We start from the raw sequence: 26,664 nt of genomic DNA on the forward strand, positions 1-26,664 counted from the left end.
GCCCCGCGCGCGAGGCTTACGCCTCCTCGTCGTTCACCCAGCTCATGAGCTTGCGCAGCTCCTTGCCGGTGGTCTCCAGGAGGTGCTGCTCGTCCTGGGTCTTGTACTCGTCGTACTTCTTCAGACCGCCGTGGTACTCGTCCATCCAGTTCTTGGCGAAGGTGCCGTCCTGGATCTCGGTGAGCACCTTCTTCATCTCGGCCTTGGTGGCCTCGGTGATGATGCGGGGGCCGGTGACGTAGTCGCCCCACTCGGCGGTCTCGGAGACCGACCAGCGCATCTTCTCCAGGCCGCCCTCGTACATGAGGTCGACGATGAGCTTCAGCTCGTGGAGGCACTCGAAGTAGGCGATCTCGGGCTGGTAGCCGGCCTCGACCAGGGTCTCGAAGCCCGCCTTCACCAGCGCCGACGCGCCACCGCAGAGGACGGCCTGCTCGCCGAAGAGGTCGGTCTCGGTCTCCTCGGTGAAGGTCGTCTTGATGACGCCGGCGCGGGTGCCGCCGATGGCCTTGGCGTAGGAGAGCGCCAGGGCGAAGGCGTTGCCGGTGGAGTCCTGCTCGACGGCGGCGATCGCGGGGACGCCGCGGCCCTCCTCGTACTGGCGGCGGACCAGGTGGCCCGGGCCCTTCGGGGCGACCAGGGCGACGTCGACGTTGGCCGGGGGCTTGATGAAGCCGAAGCGGACGTTGAAGCCGTGGGCGAAGAACAGGGCGTCGCCGTCCTGCAGGTTGCCCTTGATGGACTCCTCGTAGACCTGGGCCTGGATCGGGTCCGGGATGAGGATCATGATGACGGAGGCTTCGGCGGCCGCCTCGGCGGGCGTGACCACGCGCAGGCCCTGCTCCTCGGCCTTCGCCTTGGACTTGGAGCCCTCGTGCAGACCGACGCGGACGTCGACACCGGAGTCACGGAGCGACAGCGCGTGGGCGTGGCCCTGGCTGCCGTAACCGATCACCGCGACCTTGCGGCCCTGGATGATGGACAGGTCGGCGTCGTCGTCGTAGAACAGCTCGGCCACTGGGAATCTCCTTGATGTGCTGGTGTTGCTTCCCACCGTACGGCGGTCGGCGGAAGGAAGGTTGTCGGGTCTCGCCAGGCGGACCGCCGACCGGACGGGTGTCGGCCGCCCGGCGGTCGCGGGAGGGGTCAGGCGCTGCGGTCGAGGGAGCGCAGGGAGCGGTCCGTGATGGACCGGGCACCGCGCCCTATGGCGATCGTGCCGGACTGCACGAGCTCCTTGACGCCGAACTGCTCCAGCATCTTGAGCATCGCGTCGAGCTTGTCACTCGAACCGGTGGCCTCGATGGTGACGGCCTCGGGCGAGACGTCCACGGTCTTGGCGCGGAACAGCTGGACGATCTCGACGATCTGGGAGCGGGTCTCGTTGTCGGCGCGGACCTTCACCAGGACGAGCTCGCGCTGGATCGCTGCGCTGGGCTCGAGTTCGACGATCTTCAGGACGTTGACCAGCTTGTTGAGCTGCTTGGTCACCTGCTCCAGCGGCAGGTCCTCGACATTGACCACGATGGTGATGCGGGAGATGTCGGGGTGTTCGGTGACACCGACGGCGAGCGAGTCGATGTTGAAGCCGCGCCGGGAGAACAGGGCGGCGATCCGGGCCAGGATGCCGGGGGTGTTCTCCACCAGGACGGAGAGCGTGTGCCTAGTCATGTGGGTCGTTCCTCTTCCTACGGCTCTCGGTCTCAGTCGTCTTCGTTGTCGCCGAAGTCGGGGCGGACGCCCCGGGCGGCCATGACCTCGTCGTTGGAGGTGCCGGCGGCGACCATCGGCCAGACCTGGGCGTCCTCGTGGACGATGAAGTCGACCACGACGGGGCGGTCGTTGATCGCGTTGGCCTCGGCGATGACCTTGTCCAGGTCGGCCGGGTCCTCGCAGCGCAGCGCGACGCAGCCCATGGCCTCGGACAGCTTCACGAAGTCCGGGATGCGGGTGCCCTTGGAGGGCTCCAGGCCGGTGGCGTCCGGGCCGGAGTGCAGCACCGTGTTGGAGTAGCGCTGGTTGTAGAAGAGGGTCTGCCACTGGCGGACCATCCCGAGGGCGCCGTTGTTGATGATGGCGACCTTGATCGGGATGTTGTTGAGCGCGCAGGTGACGAGCTCCTGGTTCGTCATCTGGAAACAGCCGTCGCCGTCGATCGCCCAGACCGGGCGGTCCGGCATGCCGGCCTTGGCGCCCATGGCGGCCGGGACGGCGTACCCCATCGTTCCGGCGCCGCCGGAGTTCAGCCAGGTGGCCGGCTTCTCGTAGTCGATGAAGTGGGCGGCCCACATCTGGTGCTGGCCGACGCCCGCGGCGTAGATGGTGTCGGCGGGGGCGAGCTGGCCGATGCGCTGGATGACCTGCTGCGGCGAGAGGCTGCCGTCCTCGGGCAGGGTGTAGCCGAGCGGGTAGGTCTCGCGCCAGCGGTTGAGGTCGGTCCACCAGGCGGTGTAGTCGCCCTGGTTGCCCTCGCTGTGCTCGGCCTGGACGGCCTGGACCAGGTCGGCGATGACCTCGCGGGCGTCCCCGACGATCGGGACGTCGGCGGTGCGGTTCTTGCCGATCTCGGCCGGGTCGATGTCGGCGTGGACGACCTTGGCGAAGGGGGCGAAGCTGTCCAGCTTGCCGGTGACGCGGTCGTCGAAGCGGGCTCCGAGGGCGACGATCAGGTCGGCCTTCTGCAGCGCGGTGACGGCGGTGACCGCACCGTGCATGCCCGGCATTCCCACGTGCAGCGGGTGGCTGTCGGGGAACGCGCCCAGCGCCATCAGGGTGGTGGTGACGGGGGCGCCGGTGAGCTCGGCGAGGACCTTCAGCTCGGCGGTGGCGCCGGCCTTCAGGACACCGCCGCCGACGTACAGGACGGGGCGCTTGGCGGCCGTGATCAGCTTGGCGGCCTCGCGGATCTGCTTGGCGTGGGGCTTGGTCACCGGACGGTAGCCGGGCAGGTCCGTCTGCGGCGGCCAGCTGAAGACCGTCTTGGCCTGGAGGGCGTCCTTGGCGATGTCGACCAGGACCGGGCCCGGGCGGCCGGTGGCGGCGATGTGGAACGCCTCGGCGATCGTCCGCGGGATGTCCTCGGCCTTGGTGACCAGGAAGTTGTGCTTGGTGATCGGCATCGTGATGCCGCAGATGTCCGCCTCCTGGAAGGCATCCGTCCCGATGGCCTTGGAGGCGACCTGCCCGGTGATCGCGACGAGCGGGACGGAGTCCATGTGGGCGTCGGCGATCGGGGTGACCAGGTTGGTGGCGCCGGGGCCCGAGGTCGCCATGCAGACGCCGACACGGCCGGTGGCCTGGGCGTAGCCGGTCGCGGCGTGGCCCGCGCCCTGCTCGTGGCGGACCAGGATGTGGCGGACCCGCTTGGAGTCCATCATCGGGTCGTACGCGGGGAGGATGGCGCCGCCCGGAATCCCGAAGACGGTGTCGGCTCCCACTTCCTCGAGAGAACGGATGAGGGACTGCGCACCCGTGACGTGCTCGACGGTGGTGGCGGCCTGTCCGCCGTTACGGGCCCGCGGCTGCGGATGGTGCCCGGAGGCCTGCTCGGTCATCAGCATTCTCTTCTCGAAGCAGAGGGTTTTTGCGAGGGTTTGGGGGGAGCCGGTGCAACAAAAAACCCCTCGTGCCGGGAGGCAAGCGAGGGGAGCGCGTCGGTAGCGTTCAAGCCGGGCCGTTTCGTGGCCCCGCTTCAGCCGACGCGCTTTCCAAGTACGAGAATTCGGGTGCGCATGGCACTGACCCTCCCCCCGACGCACTGTCAGTGTCAAGTGGGTGGGACAGGCGTCTCAACATGTGAGCCGATCGGGGGATGGTTTCCGGCCGGTACGGGGACCGCCCCGGCCGTGCGACCGGGGACCGGATAACCGTCCCGTACGAGCGCGCGGCGCAGCCGGTACTCGTCGAGCGGGCCGGAGAAGGCCGTCCCCTGGCCGTGCGTACAGCCCATGGAGCGCAGGGCGATCACCTGCTCGGGTACGTCCACGCCGTCGGCGACGGACTGGAGGCCGAGGTCGCCCGCGATGCGGAGCAGTCCTCTGGTGATCTTGCGGAGGCGGGCGGACTCGACCACGCCTTCGACCAGGCCCCTGTCCAGCTTCAGGATGTCGACGGGGAGGCGGCGCAGGGCGTGGAAGGCGGCGTGGCCGCTGCCGAAGCCGTCCAGGGCGATCCGCACGCCGAGCCGGCGCAGGGCGACGAGGCGCTGTTCGAGGTCGTCGACGAGGACGCGGGGGTCGCTCTCGGAGAGTTCGATCATCAGGGAGCCGGACGGCAGGCCGTGGCGGGTGAGCAGCGCCTCGACGGAGCCGAGGGGCAGGGAGCGGTCGAGCAGTCCGCGGGCGGAGAGCCGGATGGAGACCGGTGTGCGGTGTCCGATTCTGGCCCGTTCGGCGGCCTGCTCGACGGCCTCCTCCAGGAGCCAGCGGCCGAGGTCGGCGGTGCGGTCGCTGTCGTCGGGGGCCCTCAGGAACTCGGCGGGGGTGAAGAGGATGCCCTGCGCGGAGCGCCAGCGGGCCTGGGCGGCGACGGCGGCGATCCGGCCGGTGGCGAGGTCGACGACCGGCTGGTGCAGGAGGGCGAATTCGCCGTCGTGGAGGGCGGTGCGCAGCCGGGTGGCCAGTTCGGTCCTGCGGACGACCTCGGCCTGCATCTGGGGGGCGTACAGCTCGACGCGATCCTTGCCGCCGGCCTTGGCGCGGTACATCGCGAGGTCGGCGTTGCGCAGCAGGTCCCCGGCGCTGATGCCCGGCTCGGCGAAGGCGACGCCGATGGAGGCGGCGACCCGCACGTCGTCGCCCCCCTCCAGGCGGTACGGCTGGGAGAGCGTGAGGCGCAGCCGGTCGGCGATCTCCTGGACCTGGGTCTCGCGGGCCGCGCGGTCCCGTCCGCCGTCGCCGAGGATCAGGGCGGCGAACTCGTCGCCGCCGAGGCGGGCGGCGGTGTCCCCGGCCCGCACGGAGTCCTGGAGGCGCCGGGCGGCCTGGACGAGCAGCTCGTCGCCGGCCTGGTGGCCCAGCCGGTCGTTGACGCCCTTGAAGCCGTCGAGGTCGATGAAGAGGACGGCGGTGCCGGGGTCGGAGGAGCGGCGGCCGCCGAGGGCGCCCTTGACCCGCCGGGTGAACAGGGCGCGGTTGGGCAGGTCGGTGAGCGGGTCGTGTTCGGCGTTGTGCTGGAGCTGGGCCTGGAGGCGGACCCGTTCGGTGACGTCCCGGCTGTTGAAGATCAGACCGCCCTGGTGGCGGTTGACGGTCGACTCGACGTTGAGCCAGTCGCCCCGGCCGGAGCGGAAGCGGCACTCGATGCGGGCGGTGGGCTCCTGGGCCGGCGAGGCGGCCAGGAACCGGCGCACCTCGTGGACGACGGCGCCGAGGTCGTCCGGGTGGATGAGGGAGGCGAGCTCGGAGCCGATCAGCTCCTCGGCCTCGCGGCCGTAGACCCCGGAGGCGGCGGGGCTCACATAGCGGAGTATGCCGTTGGGCGCGGCGATCATGATGACGTCGCTGGAGCCCTGCACCAGGGACCGGAAGTGGTTCTCCTTCTGGGCCAGCTCGTGGGTGAGGGCGATGTTGTCGAGGAGCATGATGCCCTGGCGGACGACCAGGGCGAGGACCACCGTGCAGCCGGTGAAGACGACCACGCGGTCCACACTGCGTCCCTCGATGACGTTGTACAGGATGCCGAGCGTGCAGACGGCGGCGGCGAGATAGGGCGTGAGGGCGGCGAGCGAACCGGCCACCGGACGGCTGTGCGGGCGCGGGCCGCGGGCCGCGGCGGGGGCGGCCGCCGGGTCGGACGACCTGCGCACCCCCCAGGGGGCGTACGCGAGGAGCAGCGAGCCGGCGAACCAGCCGGCGTCGAGGAGCTGTCCCGAGGTGTAGTTCTCGCGCAGCAGCGGGGACGTGAACAGGGCGTCGCACAGGACCGTGAGGGCGAGGGCGGCGATGGCGGTGTTGGTCGCCGAGCGGTTCACGTGGGCCCGCCGGAAGTGCAGGACGAGGACCATGCTGACGAGCACGATGTCGAGCAGGGGGTAGGCCAGGGAGAGCGCGGCCCGGGCGACGCTCTCGCCTTCGAAGTGCGCGGTGTGCGCGAGGGCCAGGCTCCACGAGAGGGTCAGCAGGGAGCCGCCGATGAGCCAGGCGTCGAGGGCGAGGCAGACCCAGCCGGCCCGGGTGACGGGCTTCTTGGCGAGGACGAGCAGGCCCACGATGGCGGGCGGGGCGAAGAGCAGGAAGAAGAGGTCGGCGACGGAGGGACTGGGCACCTCACGGTCGAGCACGACCTCGTACCACCCCCAGACGGCGTTTCCGGCGGCGGCCATGACGGAGGAGAAGGCGAAGAGGAGCCAGGCGGGGCGGAAGCGGCTCTTGTGGACGCGGGCGTAGAGGAGGCAGGAGACCCCGGCGGCGAGGGCCGCGGCGCTGAGCCCGAAGTCCCCCATGACGAGGGCGAGGCGCTCCGATCCCCAGCCGAGGGCCGCGCCGGTGGCGTACCCCGCGCAGACCAGGCCGAGGAGGACCTGGGTGAGGAGTCCGAGGGAGCCGGGCCGGGGCGGGGCGGGGCGGCGCCACACGGGCCGGGCGCGACCGCTGGGGGGCGCGGAGCCGGAGGCCGGGGCGTGGTCCGCTCCCCGGGAGTGGTCGCGCTCGATGAGGGCGCCGGGGGTGGTCATCGGTGCTCCCGGCGCCTCGTCGGGGCGGGCGTGCTCCCGCGGCCGGGGGTCCCGGGCGGCGGTGGGGGCGCCGGCTCCCCCGGGCGGCGGAGCGCCACGTCGGCGGTCGTCCGCCTCGGCGGGGCGCCGGCCGGCCTGGGCCGGGAGGGCCGTGGCGTCCCGCACCCGGCGCGGGCGGGCGTCCGGCTCGGCGGGTGGTCCCGCGTCGCGCGCGAGGGTCGTCGACGGCGGTCCCGCCGCGTCGGATCGTCGGTCCATCGGCCGTACTTCACCCGTCGCCCCCCTCGGAATCTCATGTCCCGTCACGTCGCTCCCAGCGTCTGCCCGTACTCGACGCGGTCCCCCACATCGGGACGATACACCAGGATGGTCACGCAGGGACAGGGGTGCAGTACTCTCCGTGACTGGGGAGAGTATGGCCGGAGCGCACCGCGCACGCGCCGTCGGTGCGCCGGGGCAGCGCCCTGGAAGCGCCGCCTCCGCGGGGCCCGCCGGCCGGGCCGGCACGACCCGGTCCCCACCGGCTCCATGGCACCACGACCACCGGCGCCGGGCCCAACCGGCGCGCCCGGGCCGCCGCGACCGCGTCGGCTCAGGTCGTGAGGACCACGTTCGCCAGCCGCTCCCCCGCCGCGAACCGGGTCAGCTGGGCGGCGATCAGCCGCTTGGCGCGCGGCAGGAACGCCGACGTGGAGCCCCCGACGTGCGGACTCACGAGAACACCGGGAGCGTGCCACAACGGGTGTCCGGCCGGCAGCGGTTCGGGGTCGGTGACATCGAGCGCCGCGGTGATCCGGCCGCTCTCGGTCTCCTTGAGCAGCGCGGCGGTGTCCACCACCGGCCCGCGGGCGACGTTCACCAGCAGGGCGCCGTCCTTCATCCGGCCGAGAAAGGCCGCGTCGGCGAGGTGCCGGGTCTCCGGGGTGAGCGGGGTGGAGAGCACCACCACGTCCGCCTGCGGCAGCAGGGAGGCGAGTTCGGACAGCGGATGCACGGGCCCGCGCTCCGTGGCACGTGCGGAGCGCGCGACGCGCACCACCCGCGCGCACTCGAACGGCGCGAGCCGGTCCTCGATGGCGGCGCCGATCGACCCGTACCCCACGATGAGCACGGACTTGTCCGCGAGCGCGGGGTAGAAGCCGGCCCGCCACTCCTCGGCGTCCTGGCCGCGGACGAAGCCGGGGATGCCGCGCAGCGAGGCGAGGATCAGGGCGAGGGTGAGCTCGGCGGTGCTGGCCTCGTGCACGCCCTTGGCGTTGCACAGTTCGACGCCCGGCGGGAGGGAGCCGAGTCCGGGGGTCACGTGGTCGGTTCCGGCGGAGAGGGTCTGCACGGCGCGCAGCGAGGTCATCCGGGCGAGCGGCCGGACGGCGATCTCGGAGCCCTTCATGTACGGCACCACGTAGAAGGCGCAGCGGGCCGGGTCGGCCGGGAAATCGGGTCCGCCGTCCCAGAAGCGGTAGTTCGGCCCGGACGCGCCCGGTACGGGAAGTCCGTCGATCTCCGCCGCGGGAATCGGAAGCCACACGTCAGGGGTCGTGTCGTCGAGTGTCATGACCGGGAGGCTATGCGAAGAATCCGGAGGCCCATTGGTTAGTTTGGGGGACGGCAGAAGGAGGGGTACCGGCAGGTGGAGCGCAGGACTATCGGGGCGGCGGCGCTCGACGTGGGTGCGGTGGGCCTGGGCTGTATGCCGATGAACTGGGCCTACAGCGGCTCGCAGCAGCGGGGCGACCGCTCGCTGCGGACGGTGCACGCGGCGCTGGACGCCGGGGTGAGCCTGCTCGACACCGCCGACATGTACGGGCCGTTCACCAACGAGCTGTTGCTGGGGCGGGTGTTGAAGGAGCGCCGGGCCGAGGTGTTCCTCTCCACGAAGTGCGGTCTGCTCGTGGGCGACCAGCACGTGGTGGCCAACGGCCGCCCCGGGTACGTACGGCGGGCCTGCGACGCGTCGCTGCGTCGGCTGCAGACGGACGTGATCGACCTGTACCAGCTGCACCGCGCGGACCCGGAGGTGCCCGTCGAGGAGACCTGGGGCGCGATGGCCGAGCTGGTGTCGGCGGGCAAGGTACGCGCGCTCGGCCTGTGCGCGGTCGGCGCGCGGGCGCCCCGGCGGGGCGGCGATCTGTACGAGGGAACGATCCGGCAGCTGGAGCGGGTCCAGCAGGTGTTCCCGGTGAGCGCGGTGGAGGCCGAGCTGTCGGTGTGGTCGCCGGAGGCGCTGCAGCGGCTGCTGCCGTGGTGCGAGGCGCGGGGCGTGGGGTTGCTCGCCGCGATGCCGCTCGGGAACGGCTTCCTGACCGGGACGCTGACCCCCGGCGGCGGTTTCGAGCCGGACGATCCGCGGGCCCGGCACCCCCGCTTCACGGCCGAGATGATGGCGGCCAACCAGCCCCTGGTGGCGGGGCTGCGGCGGGTGGCGGCGCGGCACGGCGCGGAGGTCACCCCGGCGCAGGTGGCGCTGGCGTGGGCGCTGGGCCGCGGGCCGCACGTGGTGCCGATCCCGGGGACGAAGCGGGAGCGCTGGGCCGTGGAGAACGCGCGGGCGGCCGAGCTGGTCCTGACGGCGGCCGACCTGGCGGAGATCGCGGAGCTGCCGCCGCCCCGAGGGTCGTGGGACTGACCGGGCACGCGGGACCGCCGGAGGCCGGGGCGGGGCGGGCGGTCCGCACGGCCGGAAGCCGGGTGATCGGGCACGGCGGCGGGCCGGGCGGTGTATCAAGGGGGGAGGGGACGCCGCTCCGAAGGGACCGAGCCGTGAGCCGAACCATGAGCCGCACCGTGAAGAGCCTGTGGGGCGCCGCCGCGCTCGTCCTGGTGGCGGGGTGCTCGTCGGGCGGGGCCGCGGAGGGCGACCGGGCGACGCCCTCGTCCCCGCCCGCCACCACCTCACCGCCCGCCTCCTCCGCGCCGGCCCCTTCCTCCGCGCCGGCCGCGCGCGTGACCGTCGCCGGCACGCTCACCGAGGACCTGGAGTCGCCGTGGGGCGTGGCCGTCCTGCCCGACGGCGATCTGCTGGTCGCCTCCCGGGACGAGCGGACGGTCACCCGCGTCGACGGCCGGTCCGGTGCCAAGACACCGCTCGGGGAAGTGCCGGGGGTGGTCCCCGGCGGCGAGGGCGGGCTCCTCGGCCTCGCCGTGCGCGACGGCTTCGTCTACGCGTACCTCACCGCCGAGTCGGACAACCGCATCGTCCGGATGCGGTACGGCGGCGGGCCCGGGGACCGGCTCGGACCGCCCGAGGCGATCCTGACCGGCATCCCGAAGGGGAACGTGCACAACGGCGGGCGGATCGCCTTCGGCCCGGACGGGATGCTCTACGCGGGCACGGGCGAGCGGGGCGAGACCGGTCTGGCGCAGGACCGGCGGTCGCTGAGCGGGAAGATCCTGCGGATGACGCCCGCCGGCGATCCGGCGCCCGGCAACCCCTTCCCCGGCTCGCCGGTCTACTCCTACGGGCATCGCAATGTGCAGGGCCTGGCCTGGGACGCGGACGGCCGGTTGTGGGCGGCCGAGTTCGGCCAGACCACCTGGGACGAACTGAACCTGATCGAGCCGGGCCGGAACTACGGCTGGCCGGAGGCCGAGGGCCGGGCGGGCGACCCCGCCTTCGTGGACCCGGTGGCGCAGTGGCGGACCTCCGACGCGTCCCCGAGCGGGATCGCCTACGCCGACGGCGCGATCTGGATGGCCGGGCTGAGGGGCGAGCGGCTGTGGCGCGTCCCGCTCTCCGGCGCCACGACGGCCGGGGAGCCCCGGGCGTTCCTGACGGAGGAGTACGGCCGGCTGCGCACGGTGGTGGCGGCGGGCGACGGCCGGCTCTGGCTGACGACCAGCGAGACCGACACCCGGGGCACCCCGCAGGACGGGGACGACAGGATCCTCCGCCTCGACGTGCGCTGAGTGAGCCCGCGCCTCAGACGGGGGCCTGGAGCAGGCGGAGGCGGTGGGCCAGGGCGGCGGCCTCGCCGCGGCCGGAGACGCCCAGCTTGGCGAGGATGTTCGAGACGTGGACGCTCGCCGTCTTCGGGGAGATGAAGAGTTCCTCGGCGATCCGGCGGTTGGTGTGGCCCTCGGCGACCAGGCGCAGCACGTCCACCTCCCGGGGGGTCAGACGGAAGGCCTCCTCCGCCTGGTCCGGCTCCGGGGCGCTGTCCGGGGCGGTCAGCGGCAGGCGGGCGCGGGCGGCGAGGAGGTCGACCTCCTCCCGCAGCGGATGCGCCCCCAGGCGCGTGGCGGTGGCGTGCGCCTCGCGCAGCAGGGCCGCGGCCTCCTCGCGGTGGCCGCCCTCGGCCAGGAGCGCGTCGGCGAGGCGGTGCCGGGCGCGGGCGAGCGGGTACGGGCGCTCCGTCGGTTCGTAGGCGGCGACGGTCTCGGCCCAGCGCGCGGCGGAGCTCCGCCCCTCGGCCCGGTCCAGCTCCGCGGAGACGTGCAGGGAGTAGGCCCGCCAGACGGGGGCGGGGGTCTCCATCCGCCGTGCGCAGCGGCGGATCAGGTCGAGTGACGCCTCGCGTCCCGCCTCGGCCGCGGGCAGGCCGTGGGCGTCGGCCTCCGCGGTGGCGCCGATGAGGAGCAGCGGCCAGCCGTCGCGGTGGGTGCCCGGCGGGAAGCCGCTCTCCGCGGCCTCGGCGAGGACCGTCCGCACGTCCTGGATCCGTCCGCTCGCGGCGGCTATGCCCAGCTCCGCCTGCCGTACCGGAACGGTGTACTGGGGCATCGGATCGGCCTGCCCGAAGTGGGCGCGGGCGGCGGCGAGCTGGGCGGCGGCGGTGGTCAGCTCGCCGCGCGCGACGGAGAGTTGGGCGAGGCGCATGGCGACGGTCCCGCGGGGCTTGGAGCTGGTACCGGAGTGCTCCAGCCACTCGCAGTTGCGCTGGGCCTCGTCCCACAGTCCCAACGAGAGCTGGGACTCGGCCTGGTTGGCGCGGATCCAGCCCTGGCTGTCGCGCAGCCCGTGTTCGCGGGCGAAGCGGATGCCCGCCTCGGCGACCTCGACCGCCTCGCGGGAGCGGCCGAGGTTCTCCAGGGCGTGCGAGAGATTGACGACGGCGCGCGCGGACTCGTGGAAGAGCCCGATGACGCGGGCGCGGTCGCGGGCTTCGTACAGTGCGGCGATGCCGGCTTCGCGGTCGCCGGCGGAGACCATGAGCGTGCCGAGGGTGAGCCGGGCGTTGAGTTCGATCGGTTCCGCCTTGACCAAGCGGGCGTACTCCACGGCCCGTTCGGCGTCGGCGAGGCTGTCGGGGCCCGGCGCGTGGAGCATGCCCCAGCCGGCGAGGACGGCGAGGACGAAGGCGTGGACGGCCGTCGGGGGGAGGCCGCGGACGAGTTCCTGGGCGGTGGCGATCTCGGCCCAGCCGTCGGAGCGGCCGAGGCCGCAGACGATGCGGGAGCGCTGGGCCCAGAACCAGGCGGCCCGCAGCGGGTCGCTCTCCTCTCCCTCCTCGCCTTCGAGGAGTCGCAGGGCCATCTTGCTTATCTTCAGGGCGCGTTCGCGTTCGCCGCAGACCCGGGCGGCGACGGCGGCCTCGGCGAGGAGGTCCAGATAGCGCAGCGGGGTGGTCTCGGGGTCGCAGCCGCAGGCCGGATAGGCCTCGGCGTAGTCCATGGGGCGCAGCGAGCGGCGTACCTCGTCGGGGACCTCGTCCCACAGCTCCATGGCGCGCTCCAGGAGCCGCAACTGCTCGGCGTACGCGGCGCGCTTGCGGGTCTCGACGGAGGCGCGGAGCACGGCGGGCAGCGCGCGGGCCGGGTCGTGCGCGCGGTACCAGTAGGTGGCGAGCCGGGTGGCCCGCTCGTCGGCCCTGACCAGGGTGGGGTCGGCTTCGAGGGCTTCGGCGTAGCGCCGGTTGAGCCGGGAGCGCTCGCCGGGCAGCAGGTCGTCGCTGACGGCCTCGCGGACCAGGGAGTGGCGGAAGCGGTAGCCGTCGCCGTCCGGGACCGCGAGCAGGATGTTGGCGCCGACGGCGGCCCGCAGCGCCTCGATGAGGTCGTCCTCGGGGAGCCGGGCGACGGCGGCGAGCAGGGCGTACTCGACGGTGGAGCCGCCTTCGGCGACGGTCCTGGCGACCCGCTGGGCGCCCTCGGGGAGCGTCTCGACCCGTACGAGCAGCAGATCGCGCAGGGAGTCGGTGAGGACGCCGGAGGAACAGCCGGTCTCGCGGGAGACGACGAGCTCCTCGACGAAGAAGGCGTTGCCGTCGGAGCGGTCGAAGATCTCGTCGACCAGGCCGGGGTCGGGTTCGGCGGCGAGGATGCCGGTGAGCTGGCGGCGGACCTCGGTGCGGGTGAACCGGGCCAGCTCGATGCGCCGGATGGTGCGCAGCCGGTCCAGCTCGGCGAGGAGCGGGCGCAGGGGGTGGCGGCGGTGGATGTCGTCGGCGCGGTAGGTGGCGACGACGACGATCCGGCCGCGGCGCAGGGTGCGGAACAGGTACGCGAGCAGGTGACGGGTGGAGACGTCGGCCCAGTGCAGGTCCTCCAGGACGAGGACGATCGTCCGGTCGGCGGCCAGCCGCTCCAGGAGCCGTACGGTGAGCTCGAAGAGGCGGGCGGTGGAGTCCTCGTTGGAGGGTTCGTGGCTGCCGACCTCGCCGAGTTCGGGGAGGAGCCGGGCGAGTTCGCCCTCCTGGCCCGCGGCGGCGGCGGCCAGTTCGCCGGGGAGCCGGCGGCTGAGCGAGCGGAGGGCCGTGGAGAAGGGCGCGAACGGCAGCCCGTCCGCGCCCACCTCCACGCAGCCCCCTACGGCGACGACGGCGCCCCGCCCGCAGGCGGCGGCGACGAACTCCTCGACGAGGCGCGTCTTTCCGACACCGGCCTCGCCGCCGACGAGCAGCGCCTGCGGCTCGCCTTCGGCGTGGGCGCGGGCGAGGGCGTCGGTGAGGGCGGTGAGTTCACCGGCCCGGCCGACGAACACGGGGCTGACTGACCTGGTCTCCACGGCGCCGAGCATCGCACAGACGTCCGGGGCCGTGCCCATACGGGGTCACGCGGCCCGGACGAACCGGTCGTGCCCGGCGTCCACCCGCCCTTCGTCGTCGTGTCGGCCGGACCGGCGGGCGGCCTTGGCGGCCCGCCGCACCCGGGCGGCCCGGCGGGACAGCCGCTGGGCCGCGGCTTCCTGGATCAGCTCGGCGTGGTGCATGCGGTGCAGTTCGTAGACGAACATCTCGTTCTCCCTGGACTTCCGGCTTCCGCCGGCGACTTCGGTTCGGTACCGCTTTCGCGATGCCTCCACTGTCGTCGCCCAGGGGGTGCGGGCACATCGGGGAAGTGCCCGATGTTCGGGGGGCTGGGGGCCTTAGGGGATTTCTCAGGGGGCCTTAGGCGGATGCCCGGCGGGTGGCCAGGGCAGGTCTTAGGAGCCGGTGGTGGGGAGACTCAGCAGGAGGTCGAAGTACATGGCGCCGGAGAGCAGCACGCCGAGGCCGCCGAGGACGGCTCCGGCGACGGCGACCGCGCGGATCCAGGCCGGGCGCTCGGGGCGGGTGAGGGTGAGGACGAGGATGGCCGTGATCACGGCGAGGAAGGCGAAGACGCCGTTGACGAGGGCGGTGGCGTGCCAGGCGTCGCCGTAGATCTCGGAGATCTGCTGGGGGGCGCTGCCGCCCTGGGAGGTGGTGATCTGGCCGATGAGGGCCTCGCGCTCGGCGGCGATCTTCCCGGTCCAGGTGCCGGTCAGCGCCGCGAGGCCGAGGGCCGCGGAGACGACGGCCGCGGCGCCCGCCCCGATGCCGGAGGCCGCCCGGGAGGCCTCCTCGCGTTCGGCGGCCAGCTCGGCGGCGATCTCCTCGTCGGTCAGCTCGTCCTCGGCCGACTCGTCGTCGGTCGTGGCGGCGTCGGTACGGGCGTCTGCCGGCCGGTCGGCGAGCGGGGCGCCGGAGGCGGTGTCGGGGGCGGTCGTGTCCGCGTCGGACGCGTCGGGCGCTGTGGTCTTCTCGATCCTGGCATTCATGAACCGCACGCTAGGCGGCCCCTATGAGAGCCGCCTTAACGGCGCGGAGGTCGCGGGCGCCGGCCCCGGCCCGGACGGCCGCCCCGGCTCAGGAGGCGGTCGCCCCCGGCGTACCGGAGCCCACCGGCGTACCGACGCCTCCCGGCCCGCCGGAGTCCGCCGACGTACCGCAGTCCGTCCCGGCCGTTCTCGCCGCCCGCCACTCCGGCGCGAGGACGGCCCAGACCTCCTCGTCGTGGCGCCGCCCGCGGTAGAGGTGGCTCTCCCGCAGCACGCCCTCCTTCGTCATGCCCAGCCGGCGCGCCACGTTGATGCTGGGCTCGTTCCCGGACGACACCACCCACTCGACGCGGTGGATGCCCCGCTCCTCCACGGCCCAGTCGATGATCACCCGTGCCGCTCGGGTCACCAGCCCCTTCCCCACCGCCGCGGGCTCCAGCCAGCAGCCGGCCTCGGCGACGCCCTGGGCGGTGTCCATCGTGCGGAGGATGACCGCGCCGACCAGCGTGCCGTCCCACCGGATGCCGAGGATGCGGCCCGTGTCGGCGGCGGTCTTCTCGGCGTACGCCCGGAGGAACGCCCGGCTCGACGCCAGGTCGGTGACGACGTCGGGCAGTCCGTTGTGCTCGCCGATGAAGGCCCGGCCGCGGTCGATGTGGGCGAGGAACTCCTCGGCCTGCCACGGCTCCAGGGGCCGCAGCTCGGCGCCGTCGTCACCCAGCGGTATCGCGAACATCCTCGTTCTCCTCGAGCCTCGGGACCGGCACGCGTTGCGGGAAGATCGTCGCACGGGCGGCGTCCCGCGCGTCGGCGGCCGCACGGCTCTCGGAGGGCTCGATGCTGATCCTCGGCAGCCACCGGTCCATCCACGCCGGCAGCCACCAGTTCGCCCCGCCGAGCATGTGCATCAGGGCGGGGACGAGGAGCGTCCGCAGGACGAAGGCGTCGAGGGCGACGGCCGCGGCGAGCGCGATGCCGAACATCGCGATGACCCGGTCGCCGGAGAGGACGAACGCGAGGAAGACGGCGATCATGATGACAGCGGCGGAGTTGATCACCCGGCTGGTCTCGGCGAGGCCGACGCGGACCGCCCGGCGGTTGTCCCCGGTCTCCAGCCACTCCTCGTACATCCGGCTGACCAGGAAGACCTGGTAGTCCATGGAGAGTCCGAAGAGGACGGACACCATGATCACCGGCAGGAAGGGTTCGATGGGGCCCGCGCTGCCGAGCCCGAGGAGGTCGCTGCCCCATCCCCACTGGAAGACGGCCACGACGATCCCGAAGGAGGAGGCGACGGCGGCCACGTTCATCACCGCCGCCTTGAGCGGGACGCCGATCGAGCGGAAGGCGACCAGGAGCAGCAGACAGCCGAGCGCGATGACGACGCCCACGAAGAGGGGCAGCTTGCCGACGATGATCTCGGCGAAGTCGTCGTACGAGGCCGTCACACCGCCCACGTGCACGTCGAGGGAGGTCCCGTGCTCCGCCCTCGGGAGGACCTCGCCGCGCAGCCGGTCGACGAGGTCGCTGGTCGCCTGGGACTGCGGCGCCGTCTCCGGTACGAGGGTCAGGACGGCCGTGTCCCCCGCGCCGTTGGTGATCACCGGGGAGACCGACGCGACGCCGCGGGTGTTCTCCAGGACGGCCGGCAGCTCGGCGAACGCGACCCGGTCGTCGGCGCCGTCGATCCCGGCGACGAGGGTGAGGGGCCCGTTGACGCCCGGCCCGAAGCCCTCGGCCAGCAGGTCGTACGCCTGCCGCGTGGTGGAGTCGGCCGGGTTGTTGCCCTGGTCGGAGGTGCCCAGGTGGAGCGAGAACGTCGGCAGCGCGAGGACCAGCATGACGACGGCGGCGAACGCGCCGAGCAGCTTGGGGTGGCGCTCGACGAAGGCGGACCAGCGGGCGGCGAAGCCGGTGGGCAGCTCGGGCTGCGGGCCGTGTTCGGCGAGCCGCGCCCGTTCGCGCCGGCTGAGCGCACGCATCCCGATGAGGGAGAGCAGCGCGGGCAGCAGGGTGACGGAGGCGGCGACCGTGAGGACGACGGTGAGGGAGGCGGCGATCGCGACGCCGTTGAGGAAGCTGAGCCGGAGGATCAGCATGCCGAGCAGGGCGATGCAGACGGTGGCGCCGGCGAAGACGACGGCGCGGCCGGTGGTGGCGACGGCGATCCGGGCGGCTTCGGGGACCGGTAGGCCCTGTTTGAGGCCCTTGCGGTGGCGGGTGACGATGAACAGGGCGTAGTCGATGCCGACGCCGAGGCCGACGAGCATGCCCAGCATGGGCGCGAAGTCGGCGACGGTCATCACATGGCCGAGGAGCACGATCCCGGAGTAGGCGATGCCGACGCTGACGAGCGCGGTGGCGATCGGGAGCGCCGAGGCGGCGAGCGAGCCGAAGGCGAGGAAGAGGACGACGGCGGCGACGATCACGCCGACCGCTTCGGCGAGGTGGCCGCCGGGGGCCTCGGTGAGCGCGACGGCGCTGCCGCCGAGTTCGACCTGGACGCCGTCGCCTGCGGCCGCCCGGGCGGTGTCGACGAGGGCTTTCGCCTGCGCCTGCGGGATGTCGTCGGCCTGTTCGCGGAAGGTGACGGTGGCGTAGGCGGTATGGCCGTCCTCGCTGACGCGCGCGTGGGCGCCGGGAGAACGGTCGTACGGGGAGGTCACGGCCGCGATGCCGTCCAGCTCCGCCACGTCGTGGAGCATGGCGGTCATGCGCTGTTCGACGGCGGTGGCGCGGACGCTGCCCCGTTCGCTGTGCCAGACGATGGTGTCGCTGTCGCCGCCCGCACCGGAGAAGCCGCGGTCCAGGAGGGCGGTGGCCCGGCCGGACTCGGTGCCGGGCACCTCGTAGTCGTTGGAGTACGCGCTGCCGGCGAAGGAGGCGCCCGCGACGGAGGCGCCGAGGGCGACGAGCCAGAGGACGACGGCGACCAGGCGGTGCGTGACGCACCACCGTGCGATTGCGGCCAAAGGACGTGCTCCCTGGTGGCTCGTGGATCTTTACCGGGGAACAGCCCGCAAAGAACGCATGACCTCTCTGGGGGCCACTGTCGCAGCCTTAAAAGATCCTTTGTCCCTTTCGTGGCGTTACTCACAGTGGTGCGCGGGAGGTCGGGACGAAGGTCCCGGCGCCCCGCGCACCCCGGTGTCCCGGGGGCCGGATCAGCCGGAGACGCTCGGGCGGCCGTTCTCGATGTGACCCATCAGACGCCTGCGGAAGCCGCCCGGGGCCGTCACCTCGATGTCGTACCAGCCGTGCGCGTCGGCGGCCGAGTGGACGACGGTACGGCTCCTGCCGGGCTTGACGGTGACCGTGCGCGTCCAGTCGGCGAGGTCGTCCTCGTCGACGTAGCCGAGCGGCCGGACGGTGAAGGCCACCGGCGCGGTGCCGGTGTTGCGGACGGTGAGGTGCAGGTCGCGGTCGTGATGGTCGAGATGGGAGGCCAGCTCGGCGCCGCCGCCGGCGGGGCCCTCGAACTCGCGGCGGAAGCCGTTCGGGCCGGTGATCGTGAAGTCGTAGCGATCACCCGCGAGGGGGACGGTCCACTGGCCGGCGCCCCTCACGTCGCGGTGCTGGGGGACCGCGAACTCGCCGGCGTACGGGTAGAGCGCGAAGTGCGCGCTCGCCTTGCCCGTGTTGCTGAGCGAGACGGTGATCCGGCGGCCGCCCGCCGTACCCGCTGTGAGCTTCGCGGAGGCGTCGGGCTGGTAGGGCAGGGGGCGGGCGGGGCGGCTGCCCGGCTCCTGGACCGGCATCCGCTGCTCCAGCGGGGGCTGCGGGCGCCAGCGGCCGCTGAAGGGCGGGATCGGTCCCGGCTGGTCGACGTCGGGCTGCCGGTGGGCGCGCCGGAAGTCGAAGGCGGAGGTGAGGTCGCCGGTGACGGTACGCCGCCACGGGGTGATGTTGGGCTCGCGGACGCCGGTGAGCTTCTCCAGGAGGCGGATCACGGAGGTGTGGTCGAAGGTCTCGGAGCAGACGTAGCCGCCGACCGACCAGGGCGAGACGACGAGCAGCGGGACCCGGATGCCGAGGCCGGTGGGCTGCCCCTGCCAGCGCTCGTCGGTGTCGTCGGCGGGCGGGACGGGCGGCGGGACGTGGTCGAAGAAACCGTCGTTCTCGTCGTAGTTGATCAGGACGACGGTATGGCGCCAGACGTCGGGGTGGGCGCCGAGGGCGTCGAGCACCTTGTAGACGAGGGTGGCGGAGGCGATCGGCGAGGAGGAGCCGGGGTGCTCGGAGTCGATCGCGGACGGGACGAGGTAGGAGACCTCGGGCAGGGTTCCGGCGGCGACGTCGGCCCGGAAGGCGTCGGCGAGGGCTCCGGTCTCGACGCGGCGCAGTCCGCGCTCGAAGAGGGAGCGCTCGGCGGTGGTGAGCGTGGCCACCCCGTCTTCCAGGGCGGCGAGCAGCCTGGCCCGCTCGGTGGTGTCGTCGGTGTCGCGGACGGCGGCGTAGAAGGACTCCATGAAGGTGTGGCCGCCGGTGGGGGCCAGCGCCTTACGGGCGATCTTCTTGAACGTGGTGAAGAACTCGATGTTGTTGTCGGTGAAGTTCTCCCACTCGGTGTACGTCTTCCAGCTCCGCCCGGCCGCCTCCAGACGCTCGGCGTAGGTCGGCCAGCCGTAGCCGGGGTGGGTGCCCTCGGCGTAGGCGGCGTTGGTGACCGCGCGGCTGCCGTCGGCCTCGAAGCCGGTCCAGCCGGACCACAGGTGGTTGCGGTTGGGGCTGGTGGAGGTGTGGATCGAGGAGTGGTAGGCGTCGCAGACGGTGAACGTGTCGGCGAGTTCGTAGTGCAGCGGGATGTCCCGGCGGTCGTAGTACGCCATCGTCGCCGCGGTCTTGGCGGACACCCAGCCGTCCATCCAGCCGTCACGCCAGGCCTTGGCGCCGCCGCTCCAGGAGTGGTCGAGGTCGCCGATGTACTGGAGGTCCTTCCGCTGCGCCTCGGCGGCGTCCCGGATCGGGAACGGCAGGACGGTCCGCCCTGCGCCGGCGGGCTGCTCGAAGACGGAGCCGCCGGAGGGCAGGCGGACGGCGTTGCGGTCGCCGAAGCCGCGGACGCCGCGGAGGGTGCCGAAGTAGTGGTCGAAGGACCGGTTCTCCTGCATGAGGATCACCACGTGGCGGACGGCCGACATGCCTCCGGCCGGCGGCCCCGCGGCGATCGCCTGCTGGAGCGACGGCGGGAGCAGCGACCCCGCCGCGGCGGCGCCGAGCGCGCCTCCGCCCAGCGCGAGGACCTTGCGGCGGGACATCCGGGACTTCTCGGGGGACAAGACCGACCTCCAGTCGACGGCCAATGGTTCGCCTTCGAGCCATTGGGTGGTACGCGGTGGACGGTAGTGAGGCCGGATGACGGGGGGAAGACCCGCCGACGGCGTGGCGGTGAACGTCCATCAGGCCGACGCGGAAGCCCAAGCCCACCGGCGCGACGCCCGGCCGGGGCCGGGCGCGGCGGCGGATGCGGGTACGGGGAGGAGGGGGGTACGGGCCGGGCGCAGGAGCCGGTACGGAGGCGGGCGGGGCCGTGCGCAGGAGGGGTACGGAGGCGCGGGCGGGGCCGGGCGCGGGAGCCGGGCGCGGGAGCCGGGCGCGGGAGCCGGGCGCGGGGCCAAGGGCCGGGGAAAGCGGGCCCAGGAATGGGGTGGGGCCGACGCCGGGCGGGTTTGACGGCCCGTCACGGCGTGCGGACGGCGCGACCGGGCCCGACGCCGGGAGCCGGGTACGGGGCCGGACGCGGGGCTGGACGCGGCGGCGGATGCCGGGCCGGATGCGGGGCCGGACACGGCGGCGGATGCCGGGCCGGGTACGGAGCCGGGCGCAGGAGCCGGGCCCGACGCCGGGATCCGGGTACGGAGGCGGGTGCGGGGCCGGGCCCGACTCCGGGCCCGGCGCCGGGCCCGACTCCGCCCCGGGCGACGGTCCTGCCTCCGCACGCACGACGGCGGCGCCCCGGGTCCGGAGACTCGGGGCGCCGCCGTCGTGCGGAAGTAGGGGTCAGCCCTCGCTGACGCCCAGCTTCTCCAGGATCAGGTCCTTCACGCGCGCCGCGTCCGCCTGGCCGCGGGTGGCCTTCATGACCGCGCCGACCAGGGCGCCGACCGCGGCGACCTTGCCGCCGCGGATCTTGTCGGCGATGGCCGCGTTGGAGGCGATGGCCTCGTCGACGGCCGTGCCCAGCGCGCCCTCGTCGGAGACGACCTTCAGGCCGCGCTTCTCGACGACCGCGTCCGGGTCGCCCTCGCCGGCGAGGACGCCCTCGATGACCTGGCGGGCCAGCTTGTCGTTCAGGTCGCCGGAGGCGACGAGCGCCGCGACCCGGGCCACCTGGGCCGGGGTGATGGCCAGCTCGTCCAGGGCGACGCCCGACTCGTTGGCGGAGCGGGCCAGCTCGCCCATCCACCACTTGCGGGCCTGGTCCGACGGAGCGCCCGCGTCCGTGGTCGCGACGATCAGGTCGACCGCGCCCGCGTTGAGGATCGACTGCATGTCGTGCTCGGAGACGCCCCACTCCTCGCGGAGCCGGTTGCGGCGCACCCGCGGCAGCTCGGGCAGTCCGCCGCGCAGCTCCTCGACCCACGTACGGGCCGGGGCGACGGGGACGAGGTCGGGCTCCGGGAAGTACCGGTAGTCCTCGGCGTTGTCCTTGATCCGGCCCGCGGTGGTGGAGCCGTCGTCCTCGTGGAAGTGACGGGTCTCCTGCACGATCGTGCCGCCGGAGGTCAGCACGGCCGCGTGGCGCATGATCTCGTAGCGGGCCGCGCGCTCCACGGAACGGAGCGAGTTGACGTTCTTCGTCTCCGAGCGGGTGCCGAAGGTCGCGGTGCCGTGCGGGCGCAGCGACAGGTTCACGTCGCAGCGCATCTGGCCCTTGTCCATCCGCGCCTCGGAGACGTCCAGCGCGCGGATCAGCTCGCGCAGCTCCGCGACGTACGCCTTGGCGACCTCGGGGGCGCGCTCGCCGGCTCCCTCGATCGGCTTGGTGACGATCTCGATGAGCGGGATGCCGGCGCGGTTGTAGTCCAGCAGCGAGTGCGAGGCGCCGTGGATACGGCCCGTCGCGCCGCCGATGTGCGTCGACTTGCCGGTGTCCTCCTCCATGTGGGCGCGCTCGATCTCCACACGGAAGATCTCGCCGTCCTCCAGCTGGACGTCCAGATAGCCGTTGAAGGCGATCGGCTCGTCGTACTGCGAGGTCTGGAAGTTCTTCGGCATGTCCGGATAGAAGTAGTTCTTCCGGGCGAAGCGGCACCACTCAGCGATCTCGCAGTTCAACGCGAGACCGATCTTGATGGCCGACTCGACGCCGATCGCGTTGACGACCGGGAGCGAGCCGGGCAGGCCGAGACAGGTGGGGCAGGTCTGCGAGTTCGCTTCCGCGCCCAGCTCGGTGGAGCAGCCGCAGAACATCTTCGTCTTCGTGCCCAGCTCGACATGGACCTCGAGGCCCATGACGGGGTCGTACGCCGCGAGGGCCGCGTCGTACGACAGCAGTTCGGTGACGGTCACAGTGAGACTTTCCCTCTCAGCCCAGCAGGACGTCGTCGTCGCCCAGGCGCTTCAGCTCCCGGTAGAGGATCGCCAGGCCGGTAACGATGGCGGCGGCGGACACGGCGGAGTCGATCAGCCGCAGCATGTCGTTGTCGCTGCGGGCCAGCCTGGCCTGCTTCGCGACGCTGACGGCACCGAACGCGGTGGTCGCCAGCGAGACGTAGACGCCGGTCTTCGACTTCTTGAAGTTCTTGGCCTTCTTTGCCATGGCACTCATAGCGACGGAGCCTCCTCGAGCAGCGGGTGCCCCCACTTTTCCACGAACGCGGCCTCGACGGCGGCTCCGACCTTGTACAGCCGGTCGTCCTTCATGGCGGGGGCGATGATCTGCAGGCCGACCGGCAGGCCGTCCTCCGGCGCGAGACCGCAGGGCAGCGACATGGCGGCGTTGCCGGCCAGGTTGGTCGGAATGGTGCACAGGTCCGCGAGGTACATCGCCATCGGGTCGTCGGCGCGCTCGCCGATCGGGAAGGCGGTGGTGGGGGTCGTCGGGGAGACGATCACGTCCACCTCCTCGAAGGCCTTCTCGAACTCGCGGGTGATGAGGGTGCGGACCTTCTGCGCCGAGCCGTAGTACGCGTCGTAGTAGCCGGAGCTCAGCGCGTACGTACCGAGGATGATGCGGCGCTTGACCTCGTCGCCGAAACCGGCCTCACGGGTGAGGGCGGTGACGTCCTCGGCCGACTTCGTGCCGTCGTCGCCGACCCGCAGGCCGTAGCGCATGGCGTCGAAGCGCGCCAGGTTGGAGGAGCACTCCGAAGGCGCGATGAGGTAGTAGGCCGAAAGGGCGAGGTCGAAGGTCGGGCAGTCCAGCTCGACGATCTCGGCGCCCAGCTCCTTGAGGAGCGTGACGGACTCGTCGAAGCGCTGCACGACGCCGGCCTGGTAGCCCTCGCCGCGGAACTGCTTCACGACGCCGACGCGCATGCCGGCGACGGAGCCGTTGCGGGCGGCCTCGACGACCGGCGGGACCGGGGCGTCGATGGAGGTCGAGTCGAGCGGGTCGTGCCCGGCGATGGCCTCGTGCAGGAGCGCCGCGTCCAGGACCGTACGGGCGCAGGGGCCGCCCTGGTCGAGGGAGGAGGAGAAGGCCACCATGCCGTAGCGGGAGACACCGCCGTAGGTCGGCTTGACGCCGACGGTGCCGGTGACGGCGGCGGGCTGGCGGATCGAACCGCCGGTGTCCGTGCCGATGGCGAGCGGGGCCTCGTAGGAGGCGAGGGCGGCGGAGGAGCCGCCGCCGGAGCCGCCGGGGATACGGGTCAGGTCCCAGGGGTTGCCCGTGGGGCCGTAGGCGCTGTTCTCGGTGGAGGACCCCATGGCGAACTCGTCCATGTTGGTCTTGCCGAGGATGACGACGTCGGCGGCCTTGAGCTTCTTGACCAGGGTCGCGTCGTACGGCGGGATCCAGCCTTCGAGGATCTTCGAGCCGACGGTGGTGGGTACGCCGAGCGTGGTGAAGATGTCCTTCAGCGCGAGGGGGACGCCGGCCAGCGGGCCGAGCTTCTCGCCCTTGGCGCGCTTCTCGTCCACGGCGCGGGCCTGCGCGAGGGCGCCCTCGCGGTCGACGTGCAGGAAGGCGTGGACCTTCTCGTCGACGGCCTCGATGCGGGCGAGGTGTGCCTCGGTCACCTCGACGGCGGTCAGTTCGCCGGAGGCGATCTTCCCCGCGATCTCGGCGGCCGTGAGCTTGATGATGGTGCTGTCCGTCATGGTGATTAGTCCTCCCCCAGGATCTGCGGCACCTTGAAACGCTGCTGCTCCTGGGCCGGGGCGCCGGAGAGCGCCTGCTCGGGGGTGAGCGACGGACGGACCTCGTCCGCGCGCATGACGTTCGTCAGCGGCAGCGGGTGGGAGGTCGGCGGTACGTCTTGGTCGGCGACCTCGGAGACGCGGGCGACCGCGCCGATGATGTCGTCGAGCTGACCGGCGAAGTGATCGAGCTCTTCGCCCTTCAGCTCCAGACGCGCCAGCCGTGCGAGGTGGGCGACCTCCTCGCGCGTGATGCCAGGCATGCGATCCTCACGGGGTGCGTTTGATGGTGTCGGGGCCAATCCTATGGGGCCCGCACCGATACCCGTGAAACGGTTTGCCCGGGGGCCACTGCACCACCCGGCCCGAGGGTCTGCCCGGGGGCTACTGCACCACCCGGCCCGAGGGTCTGCCCGGGGGCCACTGCACCACCTGGCCCGAGGGTCTGCACGGCGGCTACTGCACCACCTGGCCCGAGGGCCGCTCGACCGCAGGCAGTGCCGCTTCCTCCGAGGGCCGGCGCCAGCCGCGCTCGCCCCGGGCGAGGAGCCAGGCCGTGGCCTCGGCCGGGGGCATGGCGGCGGCCACCAGCCAGCCCTGGACCGCGTCGCAGCCCATGTCCCGCAGGCGCTCCCAGGTCTCGTCGTCCTCGACGCCCTCCGCGACGACGAGCAGGCCCAGGGAGTGGGCGAGGTCGAGCGTGCAGCGGACGATCTCGGCGTCCTCCGCGTCGACGGCGAGCCGGGCGACGAAGGAGCGGTCGATCTTCAGCTCGCTCACCGGGAGGCGCCGCAGGTGCACCAGGGAGGAGTAGCCGGTGCCGAAGTCGTCCAGGGACATCTTCACGCCGTGCCCGGTCAGGCCCGCCATGGTGTCGGCCGCCCGCTGCGGGTCCTCCAGGAGGACGTGTTCCGTTATCTCCAGCTGGAGCGCGCCGGCGGGGACGCCGTGCCGGGCGAGACGGGCCGCGACCGCGCCCGCGAAGCCGGGGGTGTGGACGTCGCGCGGGGAGACGTTGACCGCCACAGGAACGTTCAACCCCTGCGCCCGCCAGCGGGCGACCTGCGCGAGCGCGGTCTCCAGGACGTACTCGGTGAGGTGCGGCATCAGGCCGGAGGACTCGGCGATGGCGATGAACTCGTCCGGGGGGACCCGGCCGCGCTCCGGGTGCACCCAGCGCACCAGGGCCTCCAGGCCGGCGACCTGCCCGTCGAAGCGGACCTTGGGCTGGTAGTGCAGCTCGACCTCGCCGGCGTCCAGGGCGCGGCGCAGGTCGCCGAGGAGGCCGAGGCGGTCGGGGGTGTTGGAGTCGCGCTTCGACTCGTACACCTCCACGCCCGTACGGTCCCGCTTGGCCTGGTACATCGCCACGTCGGCGCGGCGCAGCAGGCCCTCGGCGTCGAGGGCGTGGTCGGGGAAGACCGCGACGCCGGCGCTGGCCTCCAGGACGAGGGTGAGCCCGTCGAGGTCGAGCGGCGAGGAGAGCTCGGCGACGAGGTGGCGGGCGACCCGCGTGGCGCTGGTGGTGGAGTCCGCGGTGGGCAGCAGTACGGCGAACTCGTCGCCGCCGAGCCGGGCGGCCTCGGCGCCGCGGGGCAGGGCGAGCTTGAGCCGTTCGGCGATCTGGAGCAGCAGCCGGTCTCCGGCGAGGTGCCCCAGGGTGTCGTTGACCGATCGGAAGCGGTCGAGGTCGATCAGGACGAGGGCGGTGCGGGCTCCCTCCCCCTCGGCCTCCTCCAGGGCGGTCCAGGCCCGTTCCAGCAGCCACTGCCGGTTCGGCAGCCCGGTGAGGGGGTCCTTGAGCTGCTCCTCGGCGCGGGCGCGGGCGATCCAGAGGGTGGAGTCGAGGGCGATGAGGGGGACGGCGAAGAGCGGCAGCAGCACCGGTTGGGAGACGGCGACGACGCAGATCAGCGGGGCGATGCCGAGGAGGGCGACGGCGACGAGGCCCTGCCGGAGCAGGGCGGTGCGGGCGACGGTGGGCAGGCCGCCGCCCTGCGGGGTGAGGGCGTACCACAGCAGGAGGCGGGTCACCCCGAGGTACGCGGCGGCGGCGAGCGCCACCTCGGGGACGTCGGCGATCCCCCAGTCGAGGGGCTGCCAGGGCTTCTCCACGGTGGGTACGTCCCCGAAGGCGGCGAGGACCAGGGCGGCCGCGCCGATGCCGAGGACGTCCGCGGCGCCGTGCAGCAGGCCCTGGCGCCAGCGGTGGCGGCGGGCCGCGCCGACGAGGACGACGACGGCCAGGGAGACGAGTCCGGCGGGCACCCAGCCGTACAGGAGCAGGACGGCGAGGGTGAGGGCGGCGCCGGAGCCGGTGCCGCCCCACCAGCGGTCGCGGCCGAGGGCGACGAGGTGGGTGACGATGAAGCCGGTGAGGAGGGCGAGGGACCAGCCGGCGGCGTCGCCGGGGAAGAGGCCGTGTCCCGTGCTCAGGGCGCGGTAGAGGCCGGTGGCGAGCAGCAGTCCGGCGAGGCCCACGATGGCTCCGGGCAGCCCGGAGGCGATGCCCGTGAAGGCCGCGCGGCCGAGTGGCCGTGAGACCCGGGCGGCACTCTCGGTCGGTTTCATTCCGTCCCTCTCACAGCCGGCGGTGCCGTCGCAACGCGATGGGCCGTTGTCATGCCACCACGACCGGCGGAGCCCTGCGCGGTCATGGGTGGCAGACGCACGTCACAACAGTAGGCCGCGGAGGGCTCCGACGGGCAGCGCTCTCCATGTCTTGCCC

18 protein-coding genes are annotated in these 26,664 nt (G+C 73.1%); 2 read left to right on the top strand and 16 right to left on the bottom strand.

The features are described from left to right. Positions 1–16: 16 nt before the first annotated feature. From ilvC to ACZ6RC_RS30195, 5 genes are all read right to left on the bottom strand, one after another. A complete protein-coding gene (ilvC, locus tag ACZ6RC_RS30175; protein ID WP_391138979.1) occupies positions 17–1,018 on the bottom strand; it encodes a ketol-acid reductoisomerase in 1,002 nt (333 codons plus the stop codon). A 128-nt stretch (positions 1,019–1,146) separates the two neighbouring features. Then, on the bottom strand, positions 1,147–1,671 hold the full coding sequence (gene ilvN / locus ACZ6RC_RS30180; RefSeq protein WP_391138981.1) for an acetolactate synthase small subunit: 525 nt from the start codon (positions 1,669–1,671) through the stop codon (positions 1,147–1,149). 32 nt (positions 1,672–1,703) lie between these two features. Next, positions 1,704–3,560 (bottom strand): acetolactate synthase large subunit, encoded by a 1,857-nt coding sequence (locus tag ACZ6RC_RS30185; RefSeq protein ID WP_391138983.1) that lies wholly within the window; start codon positions 3,558–3,560, stop codon positions 1,704–1,706. A 206-nt stretch (positions 3,561–3,766) separates the two neighbouring features. Continuing rightward, entirely contained in the window at positions 3,767–6,673 is a 2,907-nt protein-coding gene (locus ACZ6RC_RS30190; RefSeq protein ID WP_469589275.1) for a putative bifunctional diguanylate cyclase/phosphodiesterase, read from the bottom strand. 592 nt (positions 6,674–7,265) lie between these two features. Continuing rightward, positions 7,266–8,228: a 2-hydroxyacid dehydrogenase gene (locus ACZ6RC_RS30195; RefSeq protein ID WP_453618625.1), complete on the bottom strand. Its 963-nt coding sequence runs from the start codon at positions 8,226–8,228 to the stop codon at positions 7,266–7,268. A 75-nt stretch (positions 8,229–8,303) separates the two neighbouring features. Here ACZ6RC_RS30195 and ACZ6RC_RS30200 point away from each other — a divergent pair, with 75 nt between their 5' ends. Then, positions 8,304–9,299, top strand: a complete 996-nt coding sequence (locus ACZ6RC_RS30200) for an aldo/keto reductase (protein ID WP_391138987.1) — start codon at positions 8,304–8,306, stop codon at positions 9,297–9,299. 146 nt (positions 9,300–9,445) lie between these two features. Continuing rightward, a complete protein-coding gene (locus tag ACZ6RC_RS30205; protein WP_469589278.1) occupies positions 9,446–10,579 on the top strand; it encodes a PQQ-dependent sugar dehydrogenase in 1,134 nt (377 codons plus the stop codon). A gap of 13 nt (positions 10,580–10,592) precedes the next feature. Here the strand turns inward: ACZ6RC_RS30205 and ACZ6RC_RS30210 are convergent, their stop codons facing one another. The 11 genes from ACZ6RC_RS30210 to ACZ6RC_RS30260 form a co-directional block, all read right to left on the bottom strand. Then, positions 10,593–13,628 carry a helix-turn-helix transcriptional regulator gene (locus ACZ6RC_RS30210; RefSeq protein ID WP_469589281.1) on the bottom strand — a complete coding sequence of 1,012 codons (3,036 nt, stop codon included), beginning with the start codon at positions 13,626–13,628 and terminating at the stop codon, positions 10,593–10,595. Positions 13,629–13,661: 33 nt separating this feature from the next. Continuing rightward, positions 13,662–13,844 (bottom strand): hypothetical protein, encoded by a 183-nt coding sequence (locus ACZ6RC_RS30215; protein ID WP_453618629.1) that lies wholly within the window; start codon positions 13,842–13,844, stop codon positions 13,662–13,664. A gap of 189 nt (positions 13,845–14,033) precedes the next feature. Further along, positions 14,034–14,630, bottom strand: coding sequence for a hypothetical protein (locus ACZ6RC_RS30220; RefSeq protein ID WP_469589155.1), 597 nt, complete (start codon positions 14,628–14,630; stop codon positions 14,034–14,036). A gap of 88 nt (positions 14,631–14,718) precedes the next feature. After that, on the bottom strand, positions 14,719–15,366 hold the full coding sequence (locus ACZ6RC_RS30225; RefSeq protein WP_469589158.1) for a GNAT family N-acetyltransferase: 648 nt from the start codon (positions 15,364–15,366) through the stop codon (positions 14,719–14,721). After that, the gene (locus tag ACZ6RC_RS30230; RefSeq protein WP_469589162.1) at positions 15,344–17,602 is read right to left on the bottom strand and encodes an MMPL family transporter; all 2,259 of its coding nucleotides are present in this window, start codon (positions 17,600–17,602) and stop codon (positions 15,344–15,346) included. The genes ACZ6RC_RS30225 and ACZ6RC_RS30230 overlap by 23 nt, the downstream gene beginning before the upstream one ends. A 192-nt stretch (positions 17,603–17,794) precedes the next feature. Continuing rightward, positions 17,795–19,888, bottom strand: a complete 2,094-nt coding sequence (locus tag ACZ6RC_RS30235; RefSeq protein ID WP_469589164.1) for a phosphocholine-specific phospholipase C — start codon at positions 19,886–19,888, stop codon at positions 17,795–17,797. A gap of 742 nt (positions 19,889–20,630) precedes the next feature. Then, on the bottom strand, positions 20,631–22,142 hold the full coding sequence (gene gatB, locus ACZ6RC_RS30240) for an Asp-tRNA(Asn)/Glu-tRNA(Gln) amidotransferase subunit GatB (RefSeq protein WP_391139001.1): 1,512 nt from the start codon (positions 22,140–22,142) through the stop codon (positions 20,631–20,633). A gap of 16 nt (positions 22,143–22,158) precedes the next feature. Beyond that, a complete protein-coding gene (locus tag ACZ6RC_RS30245) occupies positions 22,159–22,401 on the bottom strand; it encodes a hypothetical protein (RefSeq protein ID WP_391139003.1) in 243 nt (80 codons plus the stop codon). Continuing rightward, positions 22,398–23,897, bottom strand: a complete 1,500-nt coding sequence (gene gatA, locus ACZ6RC_RS30250) for an Asp-tRNA(Asn)/Glu-tRNA(Gln) amidotransferase subunit GatA (protein WP_391139005.1) — start codon at positions 23,895–23,897, stop codon at positions 22,398–22,400. Before gatA ends, ACZ6RC_RS30245 begins: the two co-directional genes overlap by 4 nt. A 5-nt stretch (positions 23,898–23,902) precedes the next feature. Then, positions 23,903–24,199, bottom strand: a complete 297-nt coding sequence (gatC, locus tag ACZ6RC_RS30255) for an Asp-tRNA(Asn)/Glu-tRNA(Gln) amidotransferase subunit GatC (RefSeq protein ID WP_015036350.1) — start codon at positions 24,197–24,199, stop codon at positions 23,903–23,905. Between the two features lie 193 nt (positions 24,200–24,392). After that, positions 24,393–26,507: a putative bifunctional diguanylate cyclase/phosphodiesterase gene (locus ACZ6RC_RS30260; protein WP_391139007.1), complete on the bottom strand. Its 2,115-nt coding sequence runs from the start codon at positions 26,505–26,507 to the stop codon at positions 24,393–24,395. Positions 26,508–26,664 lie beyond the last annotated feature (157 nt).

The organism is Streptomyces sp. NPDC048353 (assembly GCF_055587165.1).

What these genes read in the sequence shown, in the direction of transcription:
- ACZ6RC_RS30195 (WP_453618625.1), bottom strand. Translation starts at nt 8,228, where the DNA reads ATGACACTCGACGACACGACCCCTGACGTGTGGCTTCCGATTCCCGCG.
- ACZ6RC_RS30220 (WP_469589155.1), bottom strand. Translation starts at nt 14,630, where the DNA reads ATGAATGCCAGGATCGAGAAGACCACAGCGCCCGACGCGTCCGACGCG.
- gatA (WP_391139005.1), bottom strand. Translation starts at nt 23,897, where the DNA reads ATGACGGACAGCACCATCATCAAGCTCACGGCCGCCGAGATCGCGGGG.
- ACZ6RC_RS30260 (WP_391139007.1), bottom strand. Translation starts at nt 26,507, where the DNA reads ATGAAACCGACCGAGAGTGCCGCCCGGGTCTCACGGCCACTCGGCCGC.
- ACZ6RC_RS30190 (WP_469589275.1), bottom strand. Translation starts at nt 6,673, where the DNA reads ATGACCACCCCCGGCGCCCTCATCGAGCGCGACCACTCCCGGGGAGCG.
- gatC (WP_015036350.1), bottom strand. Translation starts at nt 24,199, where the DNA reads ATGCCTGGCATCACGCGCGAGGAGGTCGCCCACCTCGCACGGCTGGCG.
- ilvN (WP_391138981.1), bottom strand. Translation starts at nt 1,671, where the DNA reads ATGACTAGGCACACGCTCTCCGTCCTGGTGGAGAACACCCCCGGCATC.
- ACZ6RC_RS30215 (WP_453618629.1), bottom strand. Translation starts at nt 13,844, where the DNA reads ATGTTCGTCTACGAACTGCACCGCATGCACCACGCCGAGCTGATCCAG.
- ACZ6RC_RS30245 (WP_391139003.1), bottom strand. Translation starts at nt 22,401, where the DNA reads ATGAGTGCCATGGCAAAGAAGGCCAAGAACTTCAAGAAGTCGAAGACC.
- ACZ6RC_RS30225 (WP_469589158.1), bottom strand. Translation starts at nt 15,366, where the DNA reads ATGTTCGCGATACCGCTGGGTGACGACGGCGCCGAGCTGCGGCCCCTG.
- ACZ6RC_RS30205 (WP_469589278.1), top strand. Translation starts at nt 9,446, where the DNA reads ATGAGCCGCACCGTGAAGAGCCTGTGGGGCGCCGCCGCGCTCGTCCTG.
- ACZ6RC_RS30210 (WP_469589281.1), bottom strand. Translation starts at nt 13,628, where the DNA reads ATGCTCGGCGCCGTGGAGACCAGGTCAGTCAGCCCCGTGTTCGTCGGC.
- ACZ6RC_RS30185 (WP_391138983.1), bottom strand. Translation starts at nt 3,560, where the DNA reads ATGCTGATGACCGAGCAGGCCTCCGGGCACCATCCGCAGCCGCGGGCC.
- ACZ6RC_RS30235 (WP_469589164.1), bottom strand. Translation starts at nt 19,888, where the DNA reads ATGTCCCGCCGCAAGGTCCTCGCGCTGGGCGGAGGCGCGCTCGGCGCC.